This window comes from Pseudomonas sp. B15(2017) (assembly GCF_002113215.1).
In the GTDB taxonomy this organism is placed as follows: domain Bacteria; phylum Pseudomonadota; class Gammaproteobacteria; order Pseudomonadales; family Pseudomonadaceae; genus Aquipseudomonas.
Genome location: NZ_NEJZ01000002.1, coordinates 437,999 through 460,377, shown reverse-complemented (window position 1 = coordinate 460,377; position 22,379 = coordinate 437,999). Strand labels below are relative to the sequence as shown.

Sequence of the window (22,379 nt, the reverse complement as noted above, 5' to 3'; positions counted from 1 at the left end):
GTGACCTGCCAGCTGCCTCTCTCGAGGCCGGCAGGTCGCCGGCGTTCTGGAAAGACGTGATCAAGGCACCGTGATGAAAGATCTGAATTTGCTGTACATCTTCGAAGCGCTTTGGCGGGATCATTCGACGTCAATCGCAGCGCAGAACCTGGGCGTCACTCAGTCGGCCGTCAGCAGTAGTCTCAAGCGCCTGCGCCAGACCTACAGCGACCGGTTGTTTACGCTGGTCGGCCGGCGGATGGAACCTACACCTTTTTGCGCTCAAATCGCGCCGCGCCTGTTGCAGTCACTAGCCCTGATCCGGGCTGCGGAAAGCCAGATGCTCGAGTTCGATCCGGGACTTTGCCGCAAGTCGTTTACCGTTAGAATGCTCGATGTGGGGGAAGTGGTGTGCCTACCGCCGATTCTGAAAAAGCTGGCCGCCGATGCCCCCCTGGCGCGCATGAACACCGTCGGAGGCGGCGTGGAGGAAACCCTCAACGGCTTGGCCACCGGCAGGATCGATCTGGCAATGGGCTTCATGCCGACTTTGCAAACCGACATACATCGATTGCCGGTGTTTTCCCAGCACTACGTGTGTGCCATGCGCCGCGACCATCCCTTGGCCAACAAGGTAATGTCCCTGGACGAGTTCATCGCTTGCGACCATCTACTGGTGGAGGCGGGCGGTACCGGCCATCAGGCGCTGGAGCGTGCCTTGATCGATGCGGGGGGCGCGGACTGCGTCAAGATGCGCGTGCCTCATCATCTGTCCAGTCCGCACCTACTGCTGGACAGTGACCTAATCTGGACGCTGCCATGTGCGCTCGGCAAGACGCTGGCGCGCTTTTACCCGTTGGCTATCCAGCCCTTGCCGCTGCAGATTCCTTCGTTCGAGATTGATCTGTACTGGCACGATCGCTTTCATCGAGACCCACAGAATAAATGGCTGCGCGAAATGATGGGCCGGGTTTTGAAGAGTCAGCAGGCGCAGTGGCAATAACTCAATCGGACGCTTTGCCGCTCAGCGTGCCATCGAGTATGAGCTGCGGCAGATGTAGGCTCAGGTAGTCGATCACACTGCGCACCGAGGGCAACATGCCCTTGGGTTTCGGATACAGCAGATGAATCAGGTGGGGCGGTCCGGCCCACGAGGGCATCACCACCTCAAGCGCACCGCTGCGCACCCACCCTACGACGATCGGCTCCGGCAACATCGCAATGCCTAGGCCATTGAGCGCGGCGTCCAGCTGCATGCTCAAATCGTCGGAAATCAGGCAGGGCAGATGGGGCATCAGTCGTTCTTCGTGAACGCCGTTGTGCAGCAGCCAGCGGCCGAAACCATCGTGCATGTCCGCTGGCAGGCACAGGGTCGGCAGGCCCGATAAGGCCTTGAGGGTGTCGGGGCGGCCCACGCGATCGAGCAGCGTCGGGCTTGCGACCATTAATCGCCTGGCGCTGCCCAGGGTTTTCGCCACCAGCCCGGCGGTTTCGTCGATATGGGTGCGGGCACGCAGAGCGATATCGAGTCGCTCCTCATACAAATCGACCTCGCGGTCTACCGCGCTCAGCTCCAAGCGAACCTTTGGGTACTTCGCCATGTAGCTGGGCAGGAGCGGTGACACGTAGGTCTTGGCCATGACCTGAGGGCAACTCAAGCGCACCAGACCTACGGGTTCACGGCGCATGTGCTCGACGCTCTCATAGGCGGTCTGCGCGCCCTCGACCACAGCCTGGCTCAGTGCAAAGAAATGTTGGCCGGCTTCCGTCAGCGACACCTGGCGCGTGGTGCGGTGCAACAGGCGCGCACCAATGCGTTTCTCCAGAAGGGCAATGTGCCGGCTGAGCAGGGTTTTCTCGATGCCCGTGGCCCTGGCCGCGGGTGAAAACCCTCCATGCCTGACGACAAGGACGAAGTAGTGCAGATCGTTCAGGTCATTCATGCAACGTCCCCCCTTTTTCGGAACCAATAGCAACCCTGTAGGAGCGAGCACGCTCACGATGGACGTCAACGATAACGCGTGCCCGCAGGATGAACGCGGCGCCCTTGAGTTCCTCGCGAGCATGCTCGCTCCGACAGGGATCACCGTGCTCACGATGATCGTGTTCGCGCCGCATTGGAGCATGGACCCCTTCGGCAGTGGAAGGGTTTTGCGGCATTTCATTGGTGCATTAAAGCAACAGTCTTTAGTGATTTATTCATCTAGTCAGTGACCGGTCGCCTACCTAAAGTTGAACCACTGACCAGCCCCCGATGTTGGGCAGCAGCATCACCGAAGGCAGTCATGGTTGTTGGCCAGATTCAGTGCAAGGGCTTAATGCGGCACTTGGCCAGGAACGAGATGAATAACAAAAAAGTCGCCAATGGAAGCTAGCTATGAGTGATTTGAACCAACGCAATATCATTGTCACTGGCGCATCCGGTGGCATCGGCAAAGCTTCGGTCATTGCGTTTGCCGAGGCCGGCGCCCGGGTCATCATGCTGGACCGCGATACCGCCGGTTTGAACGATATCGTTGAAGTGGTGCAGTCCTGCGGCGGTGCCGTCCATGCCATACCTTGCGATATCACCGACGAAGCCGCGGTCAAAGACGCCGTCGACGAGGTGATCAGCCGCTTCGGTGTGCTGCACGGCGCTTTCAACAATGCTGGCATCGAACAGAGCCACCTGCCGCTGCATGAAATCTCCGCCGAAGCCTGGGACCGCATCATCAAGGTCGACCTGACCGGCGTCTTCTACTGCATGAAGCATCAGATCCGAGCCATGCTCGCCTCCGGCGGCGGCTCTATCGTCAACACGGCATCAGCCCTGGGTGCGGTGGCCATCGCCGCCGCCTCCGACTACATCGCGGCCAAGCATGGCGTACTCGGCCTGACCAAAGCCGCCGCCGTTGATTACGGCCCGCAGCGAATCCGCGTGAATGCCGTCCTTCCCGGAATCATCGAGACCCCGATGATTCTGCGCCTGAGCCAGGAAGACAACTTTGCCAATCAGTTCCAGGCATTGCGCGAGCGCCACCCGATAGGTCGCTTCGGCAAGCCCGAGGAAATCGCCGCCGCTGCGTTGTGGCTGCTGTCAGACAAATCCAGTTTCGTGACCGGGACATCCTTGTCCGTGGATGGCGGCTACCTCGCCATCTGAAAACCGCTGTTGTGTGGTGTGCGGCCACTCATGAACGGGCGGCCGCGTCATTTGAAAATAAAAAGGTGAGCAAGATGATCATTGTAAGTAAGCGTCTGGAAATCAATCCGGCCGGTGAAGTTGAGTTGACCCGAGCCCAGGTCTGGGAAGGTCTGGAAGAAAAGGCGCGCAATCCTATCGGTTATGTCGGCCCGATCGAGCAATGCACGATCGTTGAAGAAGCCGAAGGCCGCAACCCATTCATTCGCGAAGTGGTGCTGCACGGTGAAACTCTGCAAGAGCTAATCACGCTTTTCCCGCAAGAGCGTGTCGAGTTCGTGCGTATTTCCGGCGGCGCACGCGGCATCATCAAGAACATCATCGAAGAAGAGAACGGCACGCTGTTCCTGCGCTTTACCTTCACCTTTTCCCTGGAAGGCGTGAAGGCTGGCAGCCCGGAAGAAAAAGCCTTTGCCGAAGGCATGGAAATCTCTTACTGCGAAGCGGTAAACACCACGCTGGGCCGTATGCGCGCGAAAAAAAACGTCGCCTGACGGACGAGGGCAAGCGGTGCGGCGATGGCAAGGTCACGCAGGACCTCGGGTTTGATCTCAACCTGTTCTGGGTGAACGGAGAATGAGAACCCGACCTTGTCCATCGCTCGCTTTGCGCTCTGCCATCAACGGTTGATCGCAACGGAGGCGACCGTGACACGTTGACTTCCCATCAAGCAGGAGAACGTCATGAGTGATCGTCTGAAGGGTAAGGTTTGTATCATCACCGGCACCGGTGGTTCGATGGGACGAGCCGCAGCACTTATGTTCGCCCGCCAGGGCGCAAAAGTGGTCGGCTGCGATATCAACCGCGAGTCGGCTGAAGCGACGGTCGACGAAGTGCTGTCGTTCGGGGGGGAGATGGTGTCCCTGAGCGAATGTGACTTGACCGATACGCTGCAATGCAAGGAACTGGTTGAACTGGCCGTCTCGACCTATGGTCGTGTCGATGTCCTGTTCAATAACGCGGCCATGGCCTATTTCGGCTGGGTCGACGAGATTTCCGACTTCGATTGGCACCGTACAATCGACCAGGAGCTGAATCTGGTTTTCCACCTGGTACGAGCCGCCTGGCCTGAGCTGATCAAGACGCCGGGCTCGTCCATCATCAACACTGCATCGGTGTCCGCCTGGTCGACCTATCGCATGTTGCCCGGCATCGCGCATTCCGCAGCCAAAGGCGCCGTGCTGTCGATGACCCGACAACTGGCGATGGAAGGCCGTACCTATGGATTGCGTGCCAACAGCATTTCACCCGGCTTGATCGAATCCAAGCAAACGCTTCCGCTGCTGGAAGATCCGGAGTGGGTCGATGTGATGGTCGGCAAGATCATGTTGGGTCGTATCGGCAAGCCCGAGGAAGTGGCCGCAACTGCGCTGTTTCTGGCCTCGGAGGAAAGTTCGTTCATCACCGGCACGGATATAAAAATCGACGGCGGAACTACCGCGTGGTGAAACACGCAATGTGCTAAGTCGCTAACTTCAAGGGATTGTAAATCACTAAAAATATCGCTGTCTTTATGGCCAGCGAGCGTCACGGCTTCTTCAAAACCAAGCACTAATAATAACTAAGTTGGTGAAGAGAAAATGATCGTCAAGAAAACAAGAGAGTCAGGTGCGCTTGCGTGCGCGCAACGTCAGGATTCGGAAAGTCATCAGTTTCAACACCGGGCGCTGGCGTGTGCCGTTGTGACCGCGATGACTGCATTCGCCGCCCCCATGGCCAGTGCGTTCGAGTTCAATACCGGCGTCGAAGATTTGAAGATTCGCTGGGACAACACGATCAAGTACAGCGCCGCCTGGCGTGTAAAGGATCAATCTTCGAAGTTGACCGGCGACGCCAACCAGGACGACGGTGACCGCAACTTCGACAAGGGCATGATTTCGAACCGGATGGATCTGTTTTCCGAATTCGACCTGACCAAGAACAATATGGGGCTGCGCGTGAGCGGCGCCGGCTGGTATGACAGCATCTACAACCGCAAGAACGACAACGATTCACCGTTCACCAATAACTCGCGCTCTGTGGACTACAACGAGTTCACCTCCGAGACCGAGAAACTGCACGGTCGCAAGGCGGAACTGCTGGATGCGTTTGTCTTCGGCAAGACCGAAATCGGCGACATGCCCACGACCATTCGTGTCGGTCAACATACTGTCCTCTATGGCGAAAGCCTGTTCTACGGCGCCAACGGTATTGCGGGAGGCCAGGCACCGACCGATATCGTCAAGTTGCTGTCTGTACCGGGTACGCAGTTCAAGGAACTGGTGCGTCCGGTGCCGCAGATCTCCGGGCAAATCCAGCTGCGGGACAACCTAGCACTCGGCGCGTATTACCAGGTGCATTGGGAAGCAGATCGCTTACCAGCGGCGGGCAGTTACTTCTCCACTGTGGACATTCTCGATGACGGCGGTGAACAGATTCTCGCTGGTCCCGGTTCGAGTTTTATCCGTGGTAAAGACAAAAAGGCCAGCAACTCCGGCCAGGGTGGTTTGCAACTGCGCTTTCGGCCAGAAGATATCGACGGCGAGTTTGGTCTCTATGCCATTCAATACAACGCCAAGAGCCCGGTGGTGCATGCCAGTCTGAGCCCGGCCTTTGCGCCGGACACGTACGAGCTGGTGTACCCGGAGAAGATCAAGGCCCTGGGTGTCAGCTTCAGTACCACGGTGGGTGACACCAACGTTGCCGGTGAGTTTTCGGTGCGGGACAATATGCCTCTGGTGCCGCACGCCGGTTCGGTGACCGTGTTGCCAGGGGAACAAATCAACAATAACAACCACCCTTTGTATCCCGTCGGCCGTACTGCTCACGGCCAGGTCTCATGGATTGCCTTGCTCGACGCTGGCCCGTTGTGGGAAGGCGGTAATTTTCTCGGTGAAGTGGCGTGGAACCGCCGCCTGAGCATCACCAAGAACGCCGACGCACTGGACCCCAATGCCACCCGCGATGCCGGTGCGGTGCGCATGATTTTCGAGCCTGCCTACTACCAGGTGCTGGACGGGGTCGACCTCACGGTGCCGATCGGCGTGGGCTATGGCCTGTTCGGCAAGTCCTCGGTGATCAACCCGGGTTTCAGCGTCAATCATGGCGGTGACTTCAGTGTCGGGCTCAAGGCCGACTACCTGAAAACATGGAAGCTCAGCCTGATGTACACCACGTTCTTCGGCACTGAAGAAACCGGCGTGGTGCCGGCCAACTCCGCGGATCAATCCTACTCCTACGACCAATCCCTGAAGGATCGCGATTTCATCGCGTTCTCCGTGCAGCGTTCGCTCTAGTAAAAACAATAAGCCGAGCAGGAGATGTGAAGATGCAAGCAAAACACACGATTTTATGCGCTGCGTTGTGGAGCGTGATGTTCGCGACACCACACGTTCTGGCGGCGGTGTCCCCTGACGAGGCCGCACAGCTCAAATCGACCCTGACCCCCATGGGGGCGGAAAAGGCCGGCAACAAGGAAGGCACGATTCCCGCTTGGGATGGTGGCTACACCACGGTGCCGGCCGGTTACAAAAACGGCGACTCACGGCTGGACCCCTTCGCCAGCGAAAAGCCGCTGTACACCATCGATTCGAAGAACATGGACAAGTACGCCGACAAGTTGAGCGATGGCATCAAGGCCATGTTGAAGAAGTACCCGGACAGCTATCGCCTGGACGTGTATCCGACTCACCGCACGGCGGCGGCACCACAATGGGTCTACGACAACACCTTTGCTAACGCGACCCGCGCCAAGTTGACTGACGACAAGGTCTGGGTCGAAGGCGCCTATGGCGGCATTCCATTTCCGATTCCGAAAAACGGCGCCGAAGCCATGTGGAATCACAAGTTGCTCTATGCCGGGGAGGCGACCTCATACGCCTTCAACAACTACGTCGGCACGCCGGACGGCAAGCTGGTGCTGTCGGTGCGGGGCTATAACAAGGCCATGTTCCCGTACTACAACAAGAATGGTTCGCTTGAAACCTTCAAGGGCCAATCCACTCTTTTGCGCGTATGGATGACTGATCCACCCATCAAGTCCGGTGAGCAGTTCGTGCTTATCGACTCGACCAACAAACCGCGTCAGGCCTGGCAATACCTGCCGGGGCAACGTCGCGTGCGCAAGGCGCCGACCCTGGGTTACGACACGCCTTCGGATGTGAACTCGGGGATGGAATATTACGACGAGTCGTACATTTTTCTGGGCGACCTGGACCGTTACAACTGGAAGCTGGTCGGGAAAAAAGAGCTTTATATTCCCTATAACAACAACAAGTTCCTGCAAAAAAACGTGTCGATCGACAAGCAGTTGATGCCCCACCACATCAACCCGGATTCGACCCGTTGGGAACTGCACCGTGTCTGGGTCGTGGAAGCCGATCTGGCGCCAGGCAAGCGGCATGTGGTGCCCAAGCGTCGTTACTACCTGGATGAAGACACCTGGGGCGCGATTCTGGCGGATGGCTGGGACGGTCAGGGGCAACTGTGGCGTACCCAGATCTCGTTGCCTTTCCTGATCCCGGACGGTCCTTTCGTGTACCCGAACCTGCAATGGTCGACCCACAACCTGCAAACCGGCGGCTGGAGCGGCGAGGGCGCGACAGACTGGAGCAATCCTTCCTACACCTTCCACCTCAAGATGCTGACCGATGCCAGGTCCGGCGATTTCACGCCTGAAGCGATGTCGGGCGAAGGCGTGCGTTAAAGCAACCTGCAATTCCCCGTAGGAGCGAGCTTGCTCGCGATGGACGTCGACGAAAGCGCGAAGCTTCTGGATTAACGCGTCACCTTTGAGTCCATCGCCAGCACGCTCCTGCAGGGCCCGATAAAAGGTTGTAGATCCGCGTCAGATAACAATTATAAAAAAAGCTGGAGAATGTCTATGCGCTGTAATCGAACGGTCGGTGATTTGCTCACTGCCGCATTTTTGCTGGCCTCGTCCTGGTCCGCTCAGGCAGTCGTTCCCGGACCGCTTGAGCGTCCGGCACAGCTTTCGCCCCATGCCGAAAACTCAGTGCTGGTTGCCGTGACCTCGACGCCTGATCGCCTGGTAGCGGTGGGCGAGCGGGGCATCGTCGTGCTGTCGGACGACAACGGCATCTCCTGGCGCCAGGCGAAAGTCCCGGTAAGCGTGACACTGACCTCCGTGCAGTTTGTCGACGCGAAACAGGGGTGGGCCGTCGGTCATGGCGGTGTTGCATTACATAGCAAGGACGGTGGCGAAACCTGGGAAAAACAGTTCGACGGTATCGAATTGGCCCAGACCCTGTTACGTATTGCCAAAGAACGCCAGCAGAGCAACAACGGCGATCCGGATGAGCTTGAGCGCCAGGTGAAGGCCGCCGAGCTAATGGTATCCGATGGTCCGGACAAGCCATTGCTGGACGTCTATTTCGTCAACAGACGCACCGGCTACATCATCGGTTCCTACAACCTCATTTTGCGTACGGACGATGGCGGCCATAACTGGCAGCCATGGCAGGCACACGTCGACAACCCGACCGGGTTGCACCTCTATGCCATGGGAGGCAGTGGTTCGAGCCTGTACATCGTCGGTGAGCAGGGCAGCGTGTTTCGCTCGCAAAACGACGGCGCCGAATTCGAGGCGGTCCAGACGCCTTACGAGGGCAGCTACTTCGACTTGATAGTGGACGCCAACGACCAACTGCTGGTCAGCGGCCTGCGTGGCAGCACCTACCGCTCCAGCGACAGTGGCGCCGACTGGACCAAGGTCGAGGTGCCGTCCAGCGCTTCGATCACCGGCAGCGTGCGCTTGAAGGACGGCGGTTTTGTTTTGGTCAATCAGTCCGGCCAACTTCTGCTCAGCCGCGACAAGGGCAACAGTTTCCAGTTGTCGCCAATGAAACAACTGCCGCCGCTGGCGGGCATCACCCAGGCAGCCGATGGCGGCCTGGTCGTGGTGGGTATGCGGGGTGTCACGAAGGTCAGCTTGTCCAGCGTTGTCGGGAGTAAGTAATGAAATTTGATAATTGCGCGGACGGCAAACCCGTCACTTGCAACCTGGAAGACTTTGACAAGCAATCCGGTTCGATCGTGGAGCGCCTGTTCTTCAATCATCGGATGATAGTGCTGGTGGTGTGCCTGCTGGTCACCCTGGTGCTGGGTTTTTACGCGACCAAACTGAAGCTAAATGCCGATTTCGAAAAGATGATCCCCACGGGGCATCCGTACATCGAGCAATACCTCAAGCACAAAGGCGATATGAAGGGCTTTGGCAACGCGGTGCGCATCGCCGTCGAGGTCAAGCAAGGCACGATTTTCAATGCGGCGTATCTGGAGACCCTGAAGGAACTCAACGATGAAGTGTTCCTGATCCCGGGTGTCGATCGTGCGTTCCTCAAGTCGCTGTGGACTTCGAATACGCGCTGGCTGGGGGTGACCGAAGAAGGGCTGGACGGTGGTCCGGTGATTCCGGACAACTATGATCAGTCGCCGCAAAGCATCGACCAGATCAGGACCAACGTCGAGCGTTCGGGAGATGCCGAGCAATTGGTGGCCTCGGACTACAAGTCCAGCATCATCTTCGTGCCGCTGCTGGACGTGAATCCTGAGACAGGCAAAGCCCTGGACTACAAGCAATTCTCCGAGCAACTGGAAACCCTCAGGGACAAGTACCGAGGCCAGGGTGTCGAACTGCACATCACCGGTTTTGCCAAGGTCGTGGGGGATCTGATCGATGGCATTCGCCTGGTGCTGTGGTTCTTCTTTCTGACTATCGTGATCGCCGGTGCCGCGGTGTACTGGTATACCCGTTGCGTGCGCAGCACCTTGCTGGTGGTCGTCACCTCACTGATTGCGGTGACCTGGCAGATGGGCATCTTGCCGTTGCTAGGCTTCGAACTGGATCCCTATTCGATCCTAGTGCCGTTCCTGGTCTTCGCCATTGGCATCAGCCATGGCGCGCAGAAGATGAATGGGATCATGCAGGACGTCGGCCGTGGCATGCACAAGCTGGTGGCGGCGCGCTTCACCTTTCGCCGGCTGTTTCTCGCAGGTCTGACGGCGTTGCTTTGCGATGCAGTGGGCTTTGCCGTATTGCTGGTCATCAACATCCGGGTGATTCAGGAACTGGCGATTACCGCGAGCATCGGCGTGGCGGTGTTGATCTTCACCAACCTGATCCTGCTGCCGGTGTTGCTGAGCTTTACCGGGGTCAGCCGCAGTGCAGCCGTGCGCAGCATGAGGGACGAGGCGGGTGAGGCGGCCGGCGTCGAAAAACATGTGGTCTGGCGTTTTCTCGATCTGTTCACCGAGCGCAAATGGGCCAGTGTGGCGGTGGTGGTTTCGATCATTCTGGGCGTGGCAGGGTTCATGGTCAGCCTGCATCTCAAGGTCGGTGATCTCGACCCAGGCGCACCGGAGCTGCGTGCCGATTCGCGCTATAACCTGGACAACGCGTTTATGGCCAAGGCCTATTCAGCGAGCAGTGACGTGCTGGTGGTGATGGTCGAAACGCCGAATGATCAATGCACCGCCTACAAGACTCAGGCGCTGGTGGATGCGCTCGAGTGGGAATTGCATGACGTGGCGGGCGTGGAGGGGACCAATTCGCTGCCGTTGCTCAGCCGCCGGATCACCGTAGGCATGAACGAAGGCAATCCGAAGTGGTATGAACTGGTGCCCAACCAATGGACGCTGAACACCGTGGCCAACCGCACGCCGCGGGAAATCTTCAACCAGGGCTGCAACCTGCTGTCGCTGTTCGTGTACCTGCAAGACCACAAGGCCGACACCCTAGCGGGCGTGGTGGACAAGGTCGAAGCCTTCGCTGCGAAAAACAACACCGACGGCGTGAAGTTCGTGCTCACGGCGGGCAACGCCGGCATCGAAGCGGCGACCAATATCGTAGTGAAAAAGGCCAGTCACGAAATGCTGTTCTGGGTGTATGGCGCGGTGATCCTGCTGTGCTTTATCTCCTTCCGCTCCTGGCGCGCCGTGGTCTGCGCCGTGGTGCCTTTGGCCTTGACCTCGATCCTGGCCGAAGCCTTGATGGTGTCCCTGGGGATGGGCATCAAGGTTGCGACCTTACCGGTGATTGCGCTGGGCGTCGGGATCGGCGTGGATTATGCGCTGTATGTGCTGACCATCGTCCTGGGGCAACTTCGCCAGGGTTCCACGCTGTCCGAAGCCTATTACCGGGCACTGACCTTCACCGGCAAAGTGGTGATGCTGACTGGCGTGACACTGGCGCTGGGCGTGGCGTCCTGGGCGTTTTCGCCAATCAAGTTCCAGGCCGACATGGGGATTCTGCTGGCGTTCATGTTCATTTGGAACATGCTCGGTGCCTTGATCCTGTTGCCGGCGCTGGCGCACTTCCTGTTGCCTCAGGCGCAGGTATCGTCCGAACCGTCACGCGGTGAACCGGCCACCAAGGTCAATCTTGCCACGGCGAGCAAACCGGGCATTTGCCCGCCCCATCAAGCGACCTCGTCGGCGATCACGCTGTCGTGAGCGCTTGAACCAGAGCTGGCAACCCGGCGCCCACTGCGCCGGGCTCCCGGCAACACATTCTTCCGCAGCTTTCGGTTTGTGACTGGTTCACAGGCCGATTTTTGCGTCAGCCCCAAGGGCAATACCGACCGTTGAAAACAGGGAGACAGTATGAACAGCCAACATAACCCCGAGATCGGCCGTAGCGTTCAAACCGGGTCCATCAGGACCAATTACCATGATGTGGGCAGTGGAGAGCCGATGCTGCTGTTGCACGGCTCCGGTCCCGGCGTAAGTGCCTGGGCCAATTGGCGCCTGAGCATTCAGAGCCTGCAATCGGACTTCCGCTTGCTGGCCCCGGACCTGGCGGGTTTCGGCTTCAGCCAGACGCCGGCGGATATCGTCTATTCGCGCAACCTCTGGCTGGAGCAGATCGTCGCGTTTCTGGATGCCACCGGCGTCGATAAAGTCAATGTGATCGGCAATTCGTTCGGCGGCTCCATGGCCCTGGCCCTGGCGATCCACCACCCGCAGCGCGTCAACCGGCTGATCCTGATGGGCAGTGTCGGCGTGCCGTTCGAGCTTACGCCGGGCCTGGATGCGGTTTGGGGGTACGAGCCGAGTGAAGACAACATGCGCGCCATCATGCAGGTGTTCGCCTATGACCAGGCGCTGGTGGGGGATGACCTGGTGCGCATGCGCTATGAGGCGAGCAACCGTGCCGGGGTTCAGGAAGCGTTTTCAGCTATGTTCCCGGCGCCACGCCAGCGTTGGGTGGAGGCGATGGCGCATCCTGAGGCCGATATACGCGACATCGGTCACAAGACGTTGTTGATTCATGGTCGTGACGACAAGGTAATACCTCTTTCCACCTCGCTGACCCTGCAGCAATGGATTGATGACAGTCAGTTGCATGTGTTTGGCCGCTGTGGGCACTGGACACAGATCGAGCACGCGGCGGCGTTCGCGCATCTGGTTACGAATTTTCTCAAAAGTACCTGAGTGGGCGCGAACCCCTTGTAGGAGCGAACTTGATCGCGAATAACACCCGTGCAACGCGGGCATTCAGGCAGCCAACGTCATCGTTAACGAGCATCGCGAGCCTGCTCGATCCTAGAGGTTCCGCAAACGACAAGGCCCCATCATTGGATGGGGCCTTGTCGTTCGCGCTTTACAGATACCGCAAGATCATTGGCCGGCGCGTGGACGCTGGCTGCGGTGTTCATCGTCGGCGTTGACCGCCGGTTGCAGAACGAAGTCGAATTCGAGTTCAGCGAACTGTCGCCCGTCCAGACCATGGGCTTTCGAGGCGTCGGCGTTGTCGAGCAGTCTGGCTTCGCCGACCAGCCCTTCACGGGTGGCGTAGGCGAAGTCGTCCCACAGGTATTTGTCGCCGGCAAGGTTGATCTGGCTGGTCAGATGACGATGTTCCGGTGCGGAAACGAACACATGGATATGTGCCGGGCGCTGACCGTGGCGGCCCAGGGCGCTCAGGCATTCCTGGGTCGGCCCTTCGGGATTCACACCGTAACCGCTCGGAATGATGCTGCGCGCGGTGTAACGGCCTTCAGCGTCGGTCTTGATCCGGCGACGCAGGTTGAACGCCGACTGACTCTCGTCGAAGTAGGAGTAGGTGCCATTGGTGTTGGCGTGCCACAGATCAACGATCGCACCGGCCACCGGCTTGCCGTCCGTATTGAGGACCGTACCCTTGATGAACAGCGGGATGCCGACGTCATCTTCACTGCCATCATCCATGCGCGCAAAACCTTCGCTGAGCGGCGCGTTAGCCACGTACAGAGGCCCTTCGATGGTCCGCGGGGTCCCGCCGGCCAGGCCTATCTGCTGGTCCTTGGCGTCCTGCAGCAGGTCCATGAAGTGCTCCATGCTCAGGCCCGGCAGCAGCAAGCCGAACTCAGCGTGGGCGCCGACCTTGTTCAGGCGATCCACCGCCAACCAGAATTCGTCTTCGGTAACTTCCAGGTCTTCGATGATCTTGAAGGCGTCGCTGATCAGGCGATGCATCAGTTGCTTGAGGCGCGGGCTGCCCTGGTCGCTGTTGAAACCGGCGGCCTCCTTGATCAGGTCCTGCACTTCAGCGGTGTGGCTGATTTTTACGGTCATGTCTCAGTTCCTCGTTTTTTGTTTTAGATTCGGCGAGCTATCAAGGGCTGCGCGTTAAATCGCCTTGGCTACCGGCGACGAAACAGCGCCAGGCGTTCTTCATCCAGGCTCACGCCAAGACCCGGTGTATTGGGGACGTGCAATTCGAAATCGCGGTAAACCGGTGCCTCGTTCACGATCTCTTCGGTCAGCAGTAGCGGGCCGAACAACTCGGTGCCCCAGGCCAGCTTCTTCAAGGTCAGGAAGGCATGGGCGGAGGCGAGGGTGCCGATGGCGCCTTCGAGCATGGTCGCGCCATACAGCGCGATGCCCGCCGCTTCAGCGATCTGAGCAGTACGCAGTACCGCGCGTGGACCGCCGTTCTTGGCAATCTTCAGGGCGAACACGCTGGCCGCGCCATCCGCTGCGAGACTGAATGCGTCCTCCACCGATTCGATCGATTCGTCGGCCATGATCGGGGCCAAGCTGCGCTGATTGAGGCGCACCTGGCCGGCACGGTTGATCCGCGAAATCGGTTGTTCGATCAGGTCAATGCCGTTGTCGCCCAGCACCTGGCAGCCACGAATCGCCTGCGCTTCATCCCAATACTGGTTGACGTCGACCCGCACGCTGGCTCGATCGCCCAGGGCCTGCTTGATCGCCACCACGTGCTTGAGGTCCTGCTCCAGCGGATTGGCACCTATCTTCACTTTGAAAATGCGGTGGCGGCGCACATCGAGAAAATGCTCGGCCTCGGCGATGTCCCTGGCCGTATTGCCGCTGGCCAGAACCCAGCCCACTTCCAGGCTGTCGCGCACACGACCGCCCAGCAATTGGCTGACGGCCACACCCTGGCGCTTGCCCTGGGCGTCAAGCAAGGCGCTCTCCAGGCCGGACTTGGCGAAGGTGTTGCCCTTGGCAATCCGGTCCAGACGTTGCATCGCGGCATTGAAGTTACTGGCGTCCATACCGATCAAGGCCGGCGCCAAGTGCACGTCGATATTGGTCTTGATGCTTTCCGGGCTTTCGTTGGCGTAGGACAGCCCGCCGACCGTGGTCGACTCGCCCAGGCCTTCGATACCGTCGCTGCAGCGCAGGCGAATGATCACCAGGGTCTGCTGCGAAATGGTGTGCATCGCCAACTTGTGCGGGCGGACGGTGGGCAGATCGACGAGGATCGTCTCGATGCTTTCGATTTTGGCTTGGGTCATACCGGCTTCCAGATGCAGGTTGCAAGAACGTCAGGGGTCATTACGGATTGGCCTGTGGCACGGAGGAGGGCGACAACGGTTGAACGGCCTTCACGTCCGGGTCGGTGGGGCGCTGGCGCCTGACCCGAATCAGGAACAGTCCGATCGCCCCGGCACCGATCAGCCCCGGGACAGCGAAAGCCAGAAAGGAAAACTGCAACGGCAGTTCCGCGGCATGCATGGCCGCCCCGAGCATCGGGCCGATGATTGCGCCGATGCGGCCGATGCCCATGGCCCAGCCCAGTCCGGTGGAGCGGATGTGCGCCGGGTAGTACTGCACCGCGAAGGCATTGGCGAGGATCTGCGCGCCAGTGGTGCCGCCGCCGGCTATGGCGATCAACACATAGAGCACCGACAGTGGCGCCTTCACCGCCATCAATGCCAAGACCAGCGCACTGGCGGTCAGGAAACACAGGAGCACCCGGCCGAGACCGAAGCGGTCGGCCAGCCAGCCACCAAACAGAGAACCGAAGATCGCGCCGAAATTGAGCACCAGCAAAAAGCCGATGCTGGAGTTGATGCCGTAACCGGCGGTGTTCATCAGCTTGGGCAGCCAGGCACTGATGCCGTAGATCATCAGCAGGCTGCAGCAGAACGCCAACCAGAGCAGCAGGGTATTGATCAGGCGTCCGTCCTGGAAGATCTGCACGACAGAGACCTTGGGGGCCTGGCCAGCCTCGCGATGCAGTTCGTCATCCATGTGCGGGATGTATTCAGGTTCTGCCCGGTGCAGCAAATGCTGGGCATCTATGACCCTAGTCTTGCGCAGCAGAAAGTTGATCGACTCCGGCAGCTGGCTGACCAACAGGGGCAACACGACCAATGGCACGGCTGCGACTAAGAACACCGACGACCAGCCATATTGCGGAATCAGCCACATGCCAAGCCCGGCGGACAACATGCCGCCGACGGAATAACCGGTGAACATCACGGCGATCAGCGTACCCCGCAACTTTTTCGGCGCGTACTCGTTCATCAGCGCGATGACGTTGGGCATGACCCCGCCGATGCCGATACCGGCCAGAAAACGGAAAAAAGCGAACTCTTCAGGGGTGCGGGCAAAGCCGTTGATTACGGTGATGCCGCTGAACAGCACCACGCACATTGTGATGGTCTTGCGCCGGCCGATTCGATCCGACAATTGACCGAAAAACAGCGCGCCGACCATCATGCCCAGCAGCGCGCAGCTACCCAACAGACCGGCCTGCAACGCAGTGAGGCCCCAATCCTTCATCAGGGCGGGCAGCACCACGCCGTAGATGACCAGATCGTAACCGTCGAAAATTATGATGAGCGCACCCCAGAACAGCAGGCGTGCGTGAAAGGCATTGAATCGGGCCCCGTCGAGCAGGGTGGCTACGTCGATAGTTCGCATGGCATGGCTCTTCTTGTAATTGTTATTTGAGCCGGGGTGTCGCCTGGGCGCACCCCGGTTTGAGCGCAGACGATCAGGATGCGTCTGACGGCATCCCCCAGCCCAGACGCGCGCGCGCCTCGACCACATCGGTTTCCGGGTCGTGGTTCCACAACCAGTTGAAACGGCTTTCCAGCTTGGCCGCCAGGGCCTGCTCATCAGCGCCGATCTCGGGGTCGCGCATCTCGTACAGCTCGCCTGCCTGCCAGGAGGTGCGTTGTACCTTGCACGCTCGCGGACGGCGCAGTTCGTCGTAGGTGGTGAGCACGGCGGGGAGGTTGTCGGCGGTCAGCCGCGAGTCGCCCAACAGGCGTGCCAGGAAGTAAGCATCTTCCAGGCCCTGGCCGGCACCGGCACCCTGGTGCGGCAGCATGGCGTGGGCGGCGTCGCCGATCAGCACCACGCGGTTGTGCACGTAGCCCGGCAACTCGGCCAGGTCATGCAATGCCCAGTAGGTCGGCTCGGGAATGCACTCGAGTAGCGTGCGGGCAGCCTCACCCCACTCGGCGAAGTCTTCGAGCATCTGCGCCTGGGTGGTCTTGCGCACCCACGGGGCGTCGGCCGGCCATTGCGGGGTGGCGCTGGAGCGGTCGGAAAGGAACGCCACCACGTTGATAATGCGACCCTGTTTCACCGGAAAGGTCAGGATGTGCCCGTCCTTGACCAAGTACATCTGCGGCACGTCCACCAGATGAGTATTGATGCCCTTGGCGCGGTAGGCGGCACGCAGGGTGTCGCTGTCGATCATGCCGCGATAGGCGCAGGTGCCGGTGAAGCGCGGCTCGGCCGGTTCAGCGTTGATACCTTCGAGTACGTGAGCGCGCAGCGCCGATTTGATGCCGTCTGCGGCAATCAGCAGGTCGCAACGGTAGTCGGTACCGTCGGCGAACGTGACACGGGCCTCGTTGCCGTTCTGCTCAACACCCACGGCGCGTTTATTGAACTGCGCGATACCCGCAGGCAGGTGCGTGGTCAGCACATCGAGGAAGTCGGCGCGGTGCACCGTAGACTGGCCCATGCCCGGCATTACGGTGGTCGCCAGGTACTTGGATTCGCCGGTGCCGTGGCGCCATTCGAACCAAACGTCTTCCCAGGGGGCAGGGGTGCGGTCTTCGACTTTGCGGTAGGCGTCGCCGATACCGAGGCCGTTGAGAGCACGCACCGAGTTAGCGCCGAACGCGACACCGGCACCCACTTCACCGAAGGCCGGTGCAGCTTCAAACAGCTGCACCTCGACGTCACTGTTGCGGCAGAGATCAAGGGCCAGGGCGACGCCGGAAATGCCGCCGCCGACGATACCTATACGCAGGGATTGCTTGGAGCTGTTGTTATTCATTGGGATACCCATGACGGAAATTCTTGTTGTGGGAACCATCATGAGTAACGCAGTGACATTGATAAATGCACTGACCCGTATAAGATCTATCACCAGTCTGAATATTACTTTTGCGGACCTGCCCAGCCCCGATTTAGAGCGTAACCATGGAACTGCATGACCTGGATTTGAACCTGCTGGTGGTTTTCAACCAGCTGTTGCTCGACCGTCGCGTCTCGACTGCGGCGGAAAACCTCGGGCTTACGCAGCCGGCGGTAAGCAATGCGCTCAAGCGCCTGCGGGCGGCGCTGGGGGATGACCTGTTTGTGCGTACTTATCACGGCATGCAGCCCACACCGTACGCCGAGCAACTGGCCGAGCCGGTGTTGCAGGCCATGGACACGCTGCGCGATGCCTTGAGTCGGGCCAACACCTTCGACCCCCTAAGCAGCGCGCGGACATTCACCGTGGCGATGACCGATATCGGGGAGATCTACCTGATACCCCGGTTGATGGATGCCCTGGCGCGCCTGGCCCCCGGTTGCAAGATCAGCACCGTTCGCGACAATGCGATGAGCCTCAACGAAGACTTGCAGAATGGTACTGTGGACGTTGCAATCGGCCTGATCCCGCAATTGCGCGCAGGCTTCTTCCAGCGTCGTTTGATGCGCCAGCACTATGTGTGCCTTTGCCGCAAGGATCACCCCGCAACCAGGGAACCGCTGACCCTGGAGCGGTTTTGTGCCTACGGTCACGTGCGGGTCGTTGCGGCCAACACCGGCCACGGCGAAGCGGATACACTGATGATGCGCTTGGGCATCGAGCGTTCGATTCGCCTGGAAGTGCCGCACTTCGCCGCCATCGGCCACATCCTCAAACACACCGATCTGGTGGCCACGGTGCCGGAGCGTTATGCCACGGTGAACCTCGAACACTTCGGCCTGACGGCGCTGCCGCACCCGGTGGACATTCCCGAGTTCACCATCAACATGCTGTGGCATGCGCGGTACCACCGCGACCCGGCCAACCGCTGGTTGCGTCAACTGATGTTCGAGCTGTTTTCCGAGGCCTAACGGTCGACCCGCTCTCAGTCTGCAAGGGACTCGCGCAGGGCGGCCGCCAACATCTCGCGAAACCATTTGTTCTGCGGATCGCGGTGAAAGCGGTCATGCCAGTAGAGCGCGATGTCGAATTCCGGCAGCACCAGGGGCAGGGGTTTGAGTAGCAGGGGAAAGAATCTCGACAGGGTCTTGCCCAGCACGTTGGGCACTACCCACAGCATGTCCGACTCCAGCAACAGGTGCGGGGCCGAGAGATATTGGGGAATGCGCACACCGATGTTGTGGCGCGCGCCGGCTTCGATCAGCGCGCGCTCGAGCAGCACGTGCCCGGTGCCGCCGGTTTCCACCAGCAAGTGTTGCTGCGCCAAGAAGCGCTCTAGGGTCAACTCTGCGTCGGCCAACGGGTGGCCCCGGCGCAGCGCACAGACGTAATGCTGCGAAGACACGATAGTCCGGTGGATGTCCGTCTTCAGAGTCGGCAGGTAACCAATCGCCAGGTCAATGCGACCCGTGGACAGTCCGATCAAGGTCTCTTCGACACTGCTGGCGACGGTATTGATGCGGCTCATAGGCGCCTGGGTTTGCAGCATCTTCAGAATCGTCGGCAGGCACACGGCCTCGCCGATGTCTCGTGTGCGCACGGTGAATACTTTGCGGCAGTGCTGCGGGGAAAACTCAAGGGCGCGGCTCTGTGCCTCGCGCACCAGGTCCAGGGCTTCGAGAAGCGTCGGTGCGATTTGCACGGCGAACGGCGTGGGTTCCATGCGCCGGCCTACTACAGTGAACAGACGGTCGCCGTACTCCTGGCGCAAGCGTTTTAGCGAACTGCTGACCGCACCCTGGGTGACCCCCAGATTATCGGCTGCGATGGACACAGAGTGGTCACGCCACAGTGCCTCGAACGCAAACAGCAGGTTCAAATCCTTCATCGCAGCGCCTCGTATCACTCTCATTACTAGTTATAAATAACTCAGGCTATTTGTTCTCGATCGAAGCCGCGCCTAAGTTAGCAGCCAATGACGCGTTGCGGTTTACAACCGCAACAATAACAACAAGAGAAGCCTAAAATGAGCGCTATCACTATCGGAATGGTGGGTATCGGCCAACTCGGCCTGCCCATCGCAAGTAACCTGCTCGCTGCCGGATATCGAGTGGTTGGTTACCGTCGCCGTGACCGTGAACCCTTTGTGCAATTGGGTGGTATTGCCCTCAACAGTCCTGCCGAAGTCGCCGCCGAGTCGGACTTCATCCTCACCTGCTTGCCGAGCGAAGCGTCCCAGATCGAAATCATGGAGGGGCCTGACGGACTGCTCGGTGCCTTGCGCCCGGATCACACTCTGATCGAGATGGGCACCTATGAGCGCGACTTCAAAGTGCAGATGGCCGAGCGCATTCAAGGCAAGGGCGCCCGCGTGCTGGAAGCGGAAGTCAGCGGTTCTCCACCCCTGGTGCTCGCCCGCAAGGCGTCGCTGTTCCTGGGAGGTGACGAGCAACTGATCGAGCACTGCCAACCGGTGCTCAGTGCCATCGCGGACATCCAGTTCAGGATCGGCGAGTTCGGCAGTGCCGTGGCAATGAAGCTGATCGCCAACTACCTGCTGACCATCCACACGCTCGCCGCCGCTGAGGCCATGAACCTGGGCGTACGCGCCGGCTTCAGCGCCGAAAAAGTGGTCGAAGTGATCCGCCAGAGCGCGGGCAGTTCGACCATGTTCATGGTGCGTGCCCCAATGATGGCCAGCCGCACCTTCCAGCCAGCGCCAGGCCCGATCGTGACGCTGGAAAAATACCTGCACATGGCCGGTGACCTGTCCGCGGACCTGGGCTGTGCATCGCCGCTGTTCAGTGCAGCCCAATCCTACTTCAACCGTGCGCTGGACTTGGGCATGGGTGAAGAAGATATCTCCGCCGTGATCAAGCTGATCGAAGCCGATTCCCGTGTACGTCCCCAACAAGAGTGAACGACATGCTTATTGAACAACGCACCTACCAACTCAAGCCTGGCACCCTGAATGAATTCCTTCGTGTGTACCAGGCCGAAGGCCTGAAAATCCAGAGTGAAGCGCTGGGTAACCTCATTGCCTACCTCAAGCCTGAAACCGGTGACGTAAACAGGGTCATCCACATCTGGGGCTTTTCCAGCTATGAGGACCGCGCTCAACGGCGCGCCGCTCTGTCGGGCAATCCGAAATGGCACGAATTCCTCGGCAAGGCAGGGCACATGGTGACGGCGCAGCAGGTCGAGTTGCTGACCGGCGCACCGTTTTCCCCGATTCAGTAAAGGAGATACCGTCATGATCCGTTTTCTTCATCACGTAGGTTTGTCTGTTCCGGATCTGGAAGTAGGGCGTGCGTTCTATGAGGCCTTCGGCCTGGAAGCGCGCGTATCGGGCGAGCATCTGGTGCTGCGATGCAAAGGTCGCGGCCAGGATCAGATTCGCTTGATGCCCGGCAGCCCTAAGCATTTGAGTTACGTCGCCTATGGCACCGATGCCGCCGGCATGAAACAGGTGCGCAAAAACCTTAAGAGCCATAACGTTACCCTTGAAGATGCGCCGTTCAATATCGATTCAAAGGGCATCTGGTTCCGTGATCCGAGCAACGACTGGGTCCACATCTGTGAAGGCGTAGAAGCTCCTGCGGCGCCACGGCCTACCCCGGAAGTGAACACCCATGGCCGTTATCGCCGGATCGGTCAGCGTGCCTGCGACCTGACCTCGTCGTCGCGCATCGCTACACCGCTGCGCCTGGGCCACCTAATCAAGTTCAGTCCGGACGTGGACAAGTCCATCGCGTTCTATACCCAGGTGCTTGGCATGAAGGTGTCCGATCGCGCCGGCGATATCCTCGGTTTCCTGCGTTTCGGTTGTGGTGGCGATCACCACGCGCTGGGCCTGGCCAAGAGTTCCCACAGCGGCCTGCACCACCTGAGTTTCGAAGTGATGGACATCGACGAAATCGAGATGGGTGCCCAGAGCCTGATGGCCAAGGGTTACATCAGCGCTTTCGGCCTGGGTCGCCATGTTGGCGGCTCCAACTACTTCCACTACATCCGCGATCCGTGGAATAGCCTGGTGGAGTACTTCTGGGATATCGACGTGATCCCCGAAGATGACAGCGACTGGGTCGTGTTGAATGCTGCGGGCCCGCATGAGCTGGCCGCTGTGTGGGCTGTCGGTCCACCCAAGGAAGACTTCGCCCACAACTACGAAGTGCCTGATGGTGCTGAGCAAGGCCCGTCCATGGCTCTGAATGAGGCGCTCGCCCATGGCTGACACGACTCCGGAGCAAGCGTTGCTTGCCGGCATGCTGAACAAACCCCTGTTCGTGGCTTTTCGTACGCCCAAGGACTTGACACGCATGTCGGAGTTGTTGGGGGCCCACCTGCAGTGGGCCATCGCCGCGCAGAATCGTGGCGAGCTGTTTGCTTCCGGGCCGTTTGTCTCCGAGCAGTACGCGCCGGGGCAACTGGGCGGCATGACCATTCTGCGGGCTGCGGACCAGGCTGAGGCTGAACGGCTGGTCCAGGCCGACCCGTTCATTGCCAACGGTGTGTTCGGTGCGGAGGTACGCAAGTGGATGCTCATGGAAGGCGGCATCACCGTACACATGACCTTCTCGGATAAACGCGGTTCGCTTCTTTAAG

At 59.6% G+C, this 22,379-nt stretch carries 21 protein-coding genes; 15 read left to right on the top strand and 6 right to left on the bottom strand.

Annotation, left to right across the window (positions count from 1 at the left end):
* The first annotated feature begins 73 nt into the window (after positions 1-73).
* Entirely contained in the window at positions 74-982 is a 909-nt protein-coding gene (locus tag CAF73_RS04830; protein ID WP_085702099.1) for a LysR family transcriptional regulator, read from the top strand.
* A gap of 1 nt (position 983) precedes the next feature.
* Here the strand turns inward: CAF73_RS04830 and CAF73_RS04825 are convergent, their stop codons facing one another.
* A complete protein-coding gene (locus CAF73_RS04825; protein WP_085702098.1) occupies positions 984-1,922 on the bottom strand; it encodes a LysR substrate-binding domain-containing protein in 939 nt (312 codons plus the stop codon).
* Between the two features lie 58 nt (positions 1,923-1,980).
* Here CAF73_RS04825 and CAF73_RS04820 point away from each other — a divergent pair, with 58 nt between their 5' ends.
* From CAF73_RS04820 to CAF73_RS04780, 9 genes are all read left to right on the top strand, one after another.
* On the top strand, positions 1,981-2,193 hold the full coding sequence (locus CAF73_RS04820; protein WP_085702097.1) for a hypothetical protein: 213 nt from the start codon (positions 1,981-1,983) through the stop codon (positions 2,191-2,193).
* A gap of 163 nt (positions 2,194-2,356) precedes the next feature.
* Entirely contained in the window at positions 2,357-3,121 is a 765-nt protein-coding gene (locus tag CAF73_RS04815; protein ID WP_075944538.1) for an SDR family NAD(P)-dependent oxidoreductase, read from the top strand.
* A gap of 74 nt (positions 3,122-3,195) precedes the next feature.
* Positions 3,196-3,654, top strand: coding sequence for an SRPBCC family protein (locus CAF73_RS04810; protein WP_075944539.1), 459 nt, complete (start codon positions 3,196-3,198; stop codon positions 3,652-3,654).
* 189 nt (positions 3,655-3,843) lie between these two features.
* Complete coding sequence (locus CAF73_RS04805) at positions 3,844-4,608, top strand: SDR family NAD(P)-dependent oxidoreductase (RefSeq protein ID WP_075944540.1); 765 nt, start codon at positions 3,844-3,846, stop codon at positions 4,606-4,608.
* A gap of 219 nt (positions 4,609-4,827) precedes the next feature.
* Positions 4,828-6,435 (top strand): DUF1302 domain-containing protein, encoded by a 1,608-nt coding sequence (locus CAF73_RS04800; RefSeq protein ID WP_331717018.1) that lies wholly within the window; start codon positions 4,828-4,830, stop codon positions 6,433-6,435.
* 32 nt (positions 6,436-6,467) lie between these two features.
* Positions 6,468-7,844, top strand: coding sequence for a DUF1329 domain-containing protein (locus tag CAF73_RS04795; RefSeq protein WP_075944541.1), 1,377 nt, complete (start codon positions 6,468-6,470; stop codon positions 7,842-7,844).
* A gap of 177 nt (positions 7,845-8,021) precedes the next feature.
* Positions 8,022-9,116, top strand: coding sequence for a YCF48-related protein (locus CAF73_RS04790; protein ID WP_075944542.1), 1,095 nt, complete (start codon positions 8,022-8,024; stop codon positions 9,114-9,116).
* Positions 9,116-11,611, top strand: a complete 2,496-nt coding sequence (locus tag CAF73_RS04785) for an RND family transporter (protein WP_085702096.1) — start codon at positions 9,116-9,118, stop codon at positions 11,609-11,611. Before CAF73_RS04790 ends, CAF73_RS04785 begins: the two co-directional genes overlap by 1 nt.
* Positions 11,612-11,761: 150 nt before the next feature.
* Positions 11,762-12,592 carry an alpha/beta fold hydrolase gene (locus tag CAF73_RS04780; RefSeq protein WP_085702095.1) on the top strand — a complete coding sequence of 277 codons (831 nt, stop codon included), beginning with the start codon at positions 11,762-11,764 and terminating at the stop codon, positions 12,590-12,592.
* Positions 12,593-12,778: 186 nt separating this feature from the next.
* On the opposite strand, the gene catA is transcribed toward CAF73_RS04780, so the two are convergent.
* From catA to salA, 4 genes are all read right to left on the bottom strand, one after another.
* The gene (catA, locus tag CAF73_RS04775; RefSeq protein ID WP_075944545.1) at positions 12,779-13,714 is read right to left on the bottom strand and encodes a catechol 1,2-dioxygenase; all 936 of its coding nucleotides are present in this window, start codon (positions 13,712-13,714) and stop codon (positions 12,779-12,781) included.
* A gap of 68 nt (positions 13,715-13,782) precedes the next feature.
* Entirely contained in the window at positions 13,783-14,904 is a 1,122-nt protein-coding gene (locus CAF73_RS04770; RefSeq protein ID WP_085702094.1) for a muconate cycloisomerase family protein, read from the bottom strand.
* 40 nt (positions 14,905-14,944) lie between these two features.
* On the bottom strand, positions 14,945-16,318 hold the full coding sequence (locus tag CAF73_RS04765; RefSeq protein WP_075944547.1) for an aromatic acid/H+ symport family MFS transporter: 1,374 nt from the start codon (positions 16,316-16,318) through the stop codon (positions 14,945-14,947).
* A 73-nt stretch (positions 16,319-16,391) separates the two neighbouring features.
* Entirely contained in the window at positions 16,392-17,705 is a 1,314-nt protein-coding gene (gene salA, locus CAF73_RS04760) for a salicylate 1-monooxygenase (protein ID WP_371918956.1), read from the bottom strand.
* 134 nt (positions 17,706-17,839) lie between these two features.
* Between salA and CAF73_RS04755 the strand changes: the two genes are divergently transcribed.
* On the top strand, positions 17,840-18,745 hold the full coding sequence (locus CAF73_RS04755) for a LysR family transcriptional regulator (RefSeq protein ID WP_075944548.1): 906 nt from the start codon (positions 17,840-17,842) through the stop codon (positions 18,743-18,745).
* Positions 18,746-18,759: 14 nt separating this feature from the next.
* On the opposite strand, the gene CAF73_RS04750 is transcribed toward CAF73_RS04755, so the two are convergent.
* Complete coding sequence (locus tag CAF73_RS04750; RefSeq protein ID WP_075944549.1) at positions 18,760-19,662, bottom strand: LysR family transcriptional regulator; 903 nt, start codon at positions 19,660-19,662, stop codon at positions 18,760-18,762.
* Between the two features lie 138 nt (positions 19,663-19,800).
* Between CAF73_RS04750 and CAF73_RS04745 the strand changes: the two genes are divergently transcribed.
* From CAF73_RS04745 to CAF73_RS04730, 4 genes are read left to right on the top strand one after another with little or no spacing between them, the layout of a single operon-like run.
* Positions 19,801-20,694 carry an NAD(P)-dependent oxidoreductase gene (locus tag CAF73_RS04745; RefSeq protein ID WP_075944550.1) on the top strand — a complete coding sequence of 298 codons (894 nt, stop codon included), beginning with the start codon at positions 19,801-19,803 and terminating at the stop codon, positions 20,692-20,694.
* Positions 20,695-20,699: 5 nt separating this feature from the next.
* A complete protein-coding gene (locus CAF73_RS04740) occupies positions 20,700-21,014 on the top strand; it encodes an NIPSNAP family protein (RefSeq protein WP_075944551.1) in 315 nt (104 codons plus the stop codon).
* Positions 21,015-21,027: 13 nt separating this feature from the next.
* Positions 21,028-22,008: a VOC family protein gene (locus CAF73_RS04735; protein WP_075944552.1), complete on the top strand. Its 981-nt coding sequence runs from the start codon at positions 21,028-21,030 to the stop codon at positions 22,006-22,008.
* The gene (locus CAF73_RS04730; RefSeq protein ID WP_075944553.1) at positions 22,001-22,378 is read left to right on the top strand and encodes a YciI family protein; all 378 of its coding nucleotides are present in this window, start codon (positions 22,001-22,003) and stop codon (positions 22,376-22,378) included. The genes CAF73_RS04735 and CAF73_RS04730 overlap by 8 nt, the downstream gene beginning before the upstream one ends.
* The last annotated feature ends 1 nt before the right edge of the window (position 22,379 follow it).

Bases quoted from the DNA above. Each gene is read 5' to 3' on its own strand.
- CAF73_RS04815 (WP_075944538.1), top strand. From the start codon at position 2,357: ATGAGTGATTTGAACCAACGCAATATCATTGTCACTGGCGCATCCGGT.
- CAF73_RS04830 (WP_085702099.1), top strand. From the start codon at position 74: ATGAAAGATCTGAATTTGCTGTACATCTTCGAAGCGCTTTGGCGGGAT.
- CAF73_RS04765 (WP_075944547.1), bottom strand. From the start codon at position 16,318: ATGCGAACTATCGACGTAGCCACCCTGCTCGACGGGGCCCGATTCAAT.
- CAF73_RS04730 (WP_075944553.1), top strand. From the start codon at position 22,001: ATGGCTGACACGACTCCGGAGCAAGCGTTGCTTGCCGGCATGCTGAAC.
- CAF73_RS04805 (WP_075944540.1), top strand. From the start codon at position 3,844: ATGAGTGATCGTCTGAAGGGTAAGGTTTGTATCATCACCGGCACCGGT.
- CAF73_RS04790 (WP_075944542.1), top strand. From the start codon at position 8,022: ATGCGCTGTAATCGAACGGTCGGTGATTTGCTCACTGCCGCATTTTTG.
- salA (WP_371918956.1), bottom strand. From the start codon at position 17,705: ATGGGTATCCCAATGAATAACAACAGCTCCAAGCAATCCCTGCGTATA.
- CAF73_RS04820 (WP_085702097.1), top strand. From the start codon at position 1,981: ATGGACGTCAACGATAACGCGTGCCCGCAGGATGAACGCGGCGCCCTT.
- CAF73_RS04745 (WP_075944550.1), top strand. From the start codon at position 19,801: ATGAGCGCTATCACTATCGGAATGGTGGGTATCGGCCAACTCGGCCTG.
- CAF73_RS04825 (WP_085702098.1), bottom strand. From the start codon at position 1,922: ATGAATGACCTGAACGATCTGCACTACTTCGTCCTTGTCGTCAGGCAT.
- CAF73_RS04785 (WP_085702096.1), top strand. From the start codon at position 9,116: ATGAAATTTGATAATTGCGCGGACGGCAAACCCGTCACTTGCAACCTG.
- CAF73_RS04795 (WP_075944541.1), top strand. From the start codon at position 6,468: ATGCAAGCAAAACACACGATTTTATGCGCTGCGTTGTGGAGCGTGATG.
- CAF73_RS04740 (WP_075944551.1), top strand. From the start codon at position 20,700: ATGCTTATTGAACAACGCACCTACCAACTCAAGCCTGGCACCCTGAAT.
- CAF73_RS04750 (WP_075944549.1), bottom strand. From the start codon at position 19,662: ATGAAGGATTTGAACCTGCTGTTTGCGTTCGAGGCACTGTGGCGTGAC.
- CAF73_RS04780 (WP_085702095.1), top strand. From the start codon at position 11,762: ATGAACAGCCAACATAACCCCGAGATCGGCCGTAGCGTTCAAACCGGG.
- CAF73_RS04755 (WP_075944548.1), top strand. From the start codon at position 17,840: ATGGAACTGCATGACCTGGATTTGAACCTGCTGGTGGTTTTCAACCAG.
- catA (WP_075944545.1), bottom strand. From the start codon at position 13,714: ATGACCGTAAAAATCAGCCACACCGCTGAAGTGCAGGACCTGATCAAG.
- CAF73_RS04770 (WP_085702094.1), bottom strand. From the start codon at position 14,904: ATGACCCAAGCCAAAATCGAAAGCATCGAGACGATCCTCGTCGATCTG.
- CAF73_RS04810 (WP_075944539.1), top strand. From the start codon at position 3,196: ATGATCATTGTAAGTAAGCGTCTGGAAATCAATCCGGCCGGTGAAGTT.
- CAF73_RS04735 (WP_075944552.1), top strand. From the start codon at position 21,028: ATGATCCGTTTTCTTCATCACGTAGGTTTGTCTGTTCCGGATCTGGAA.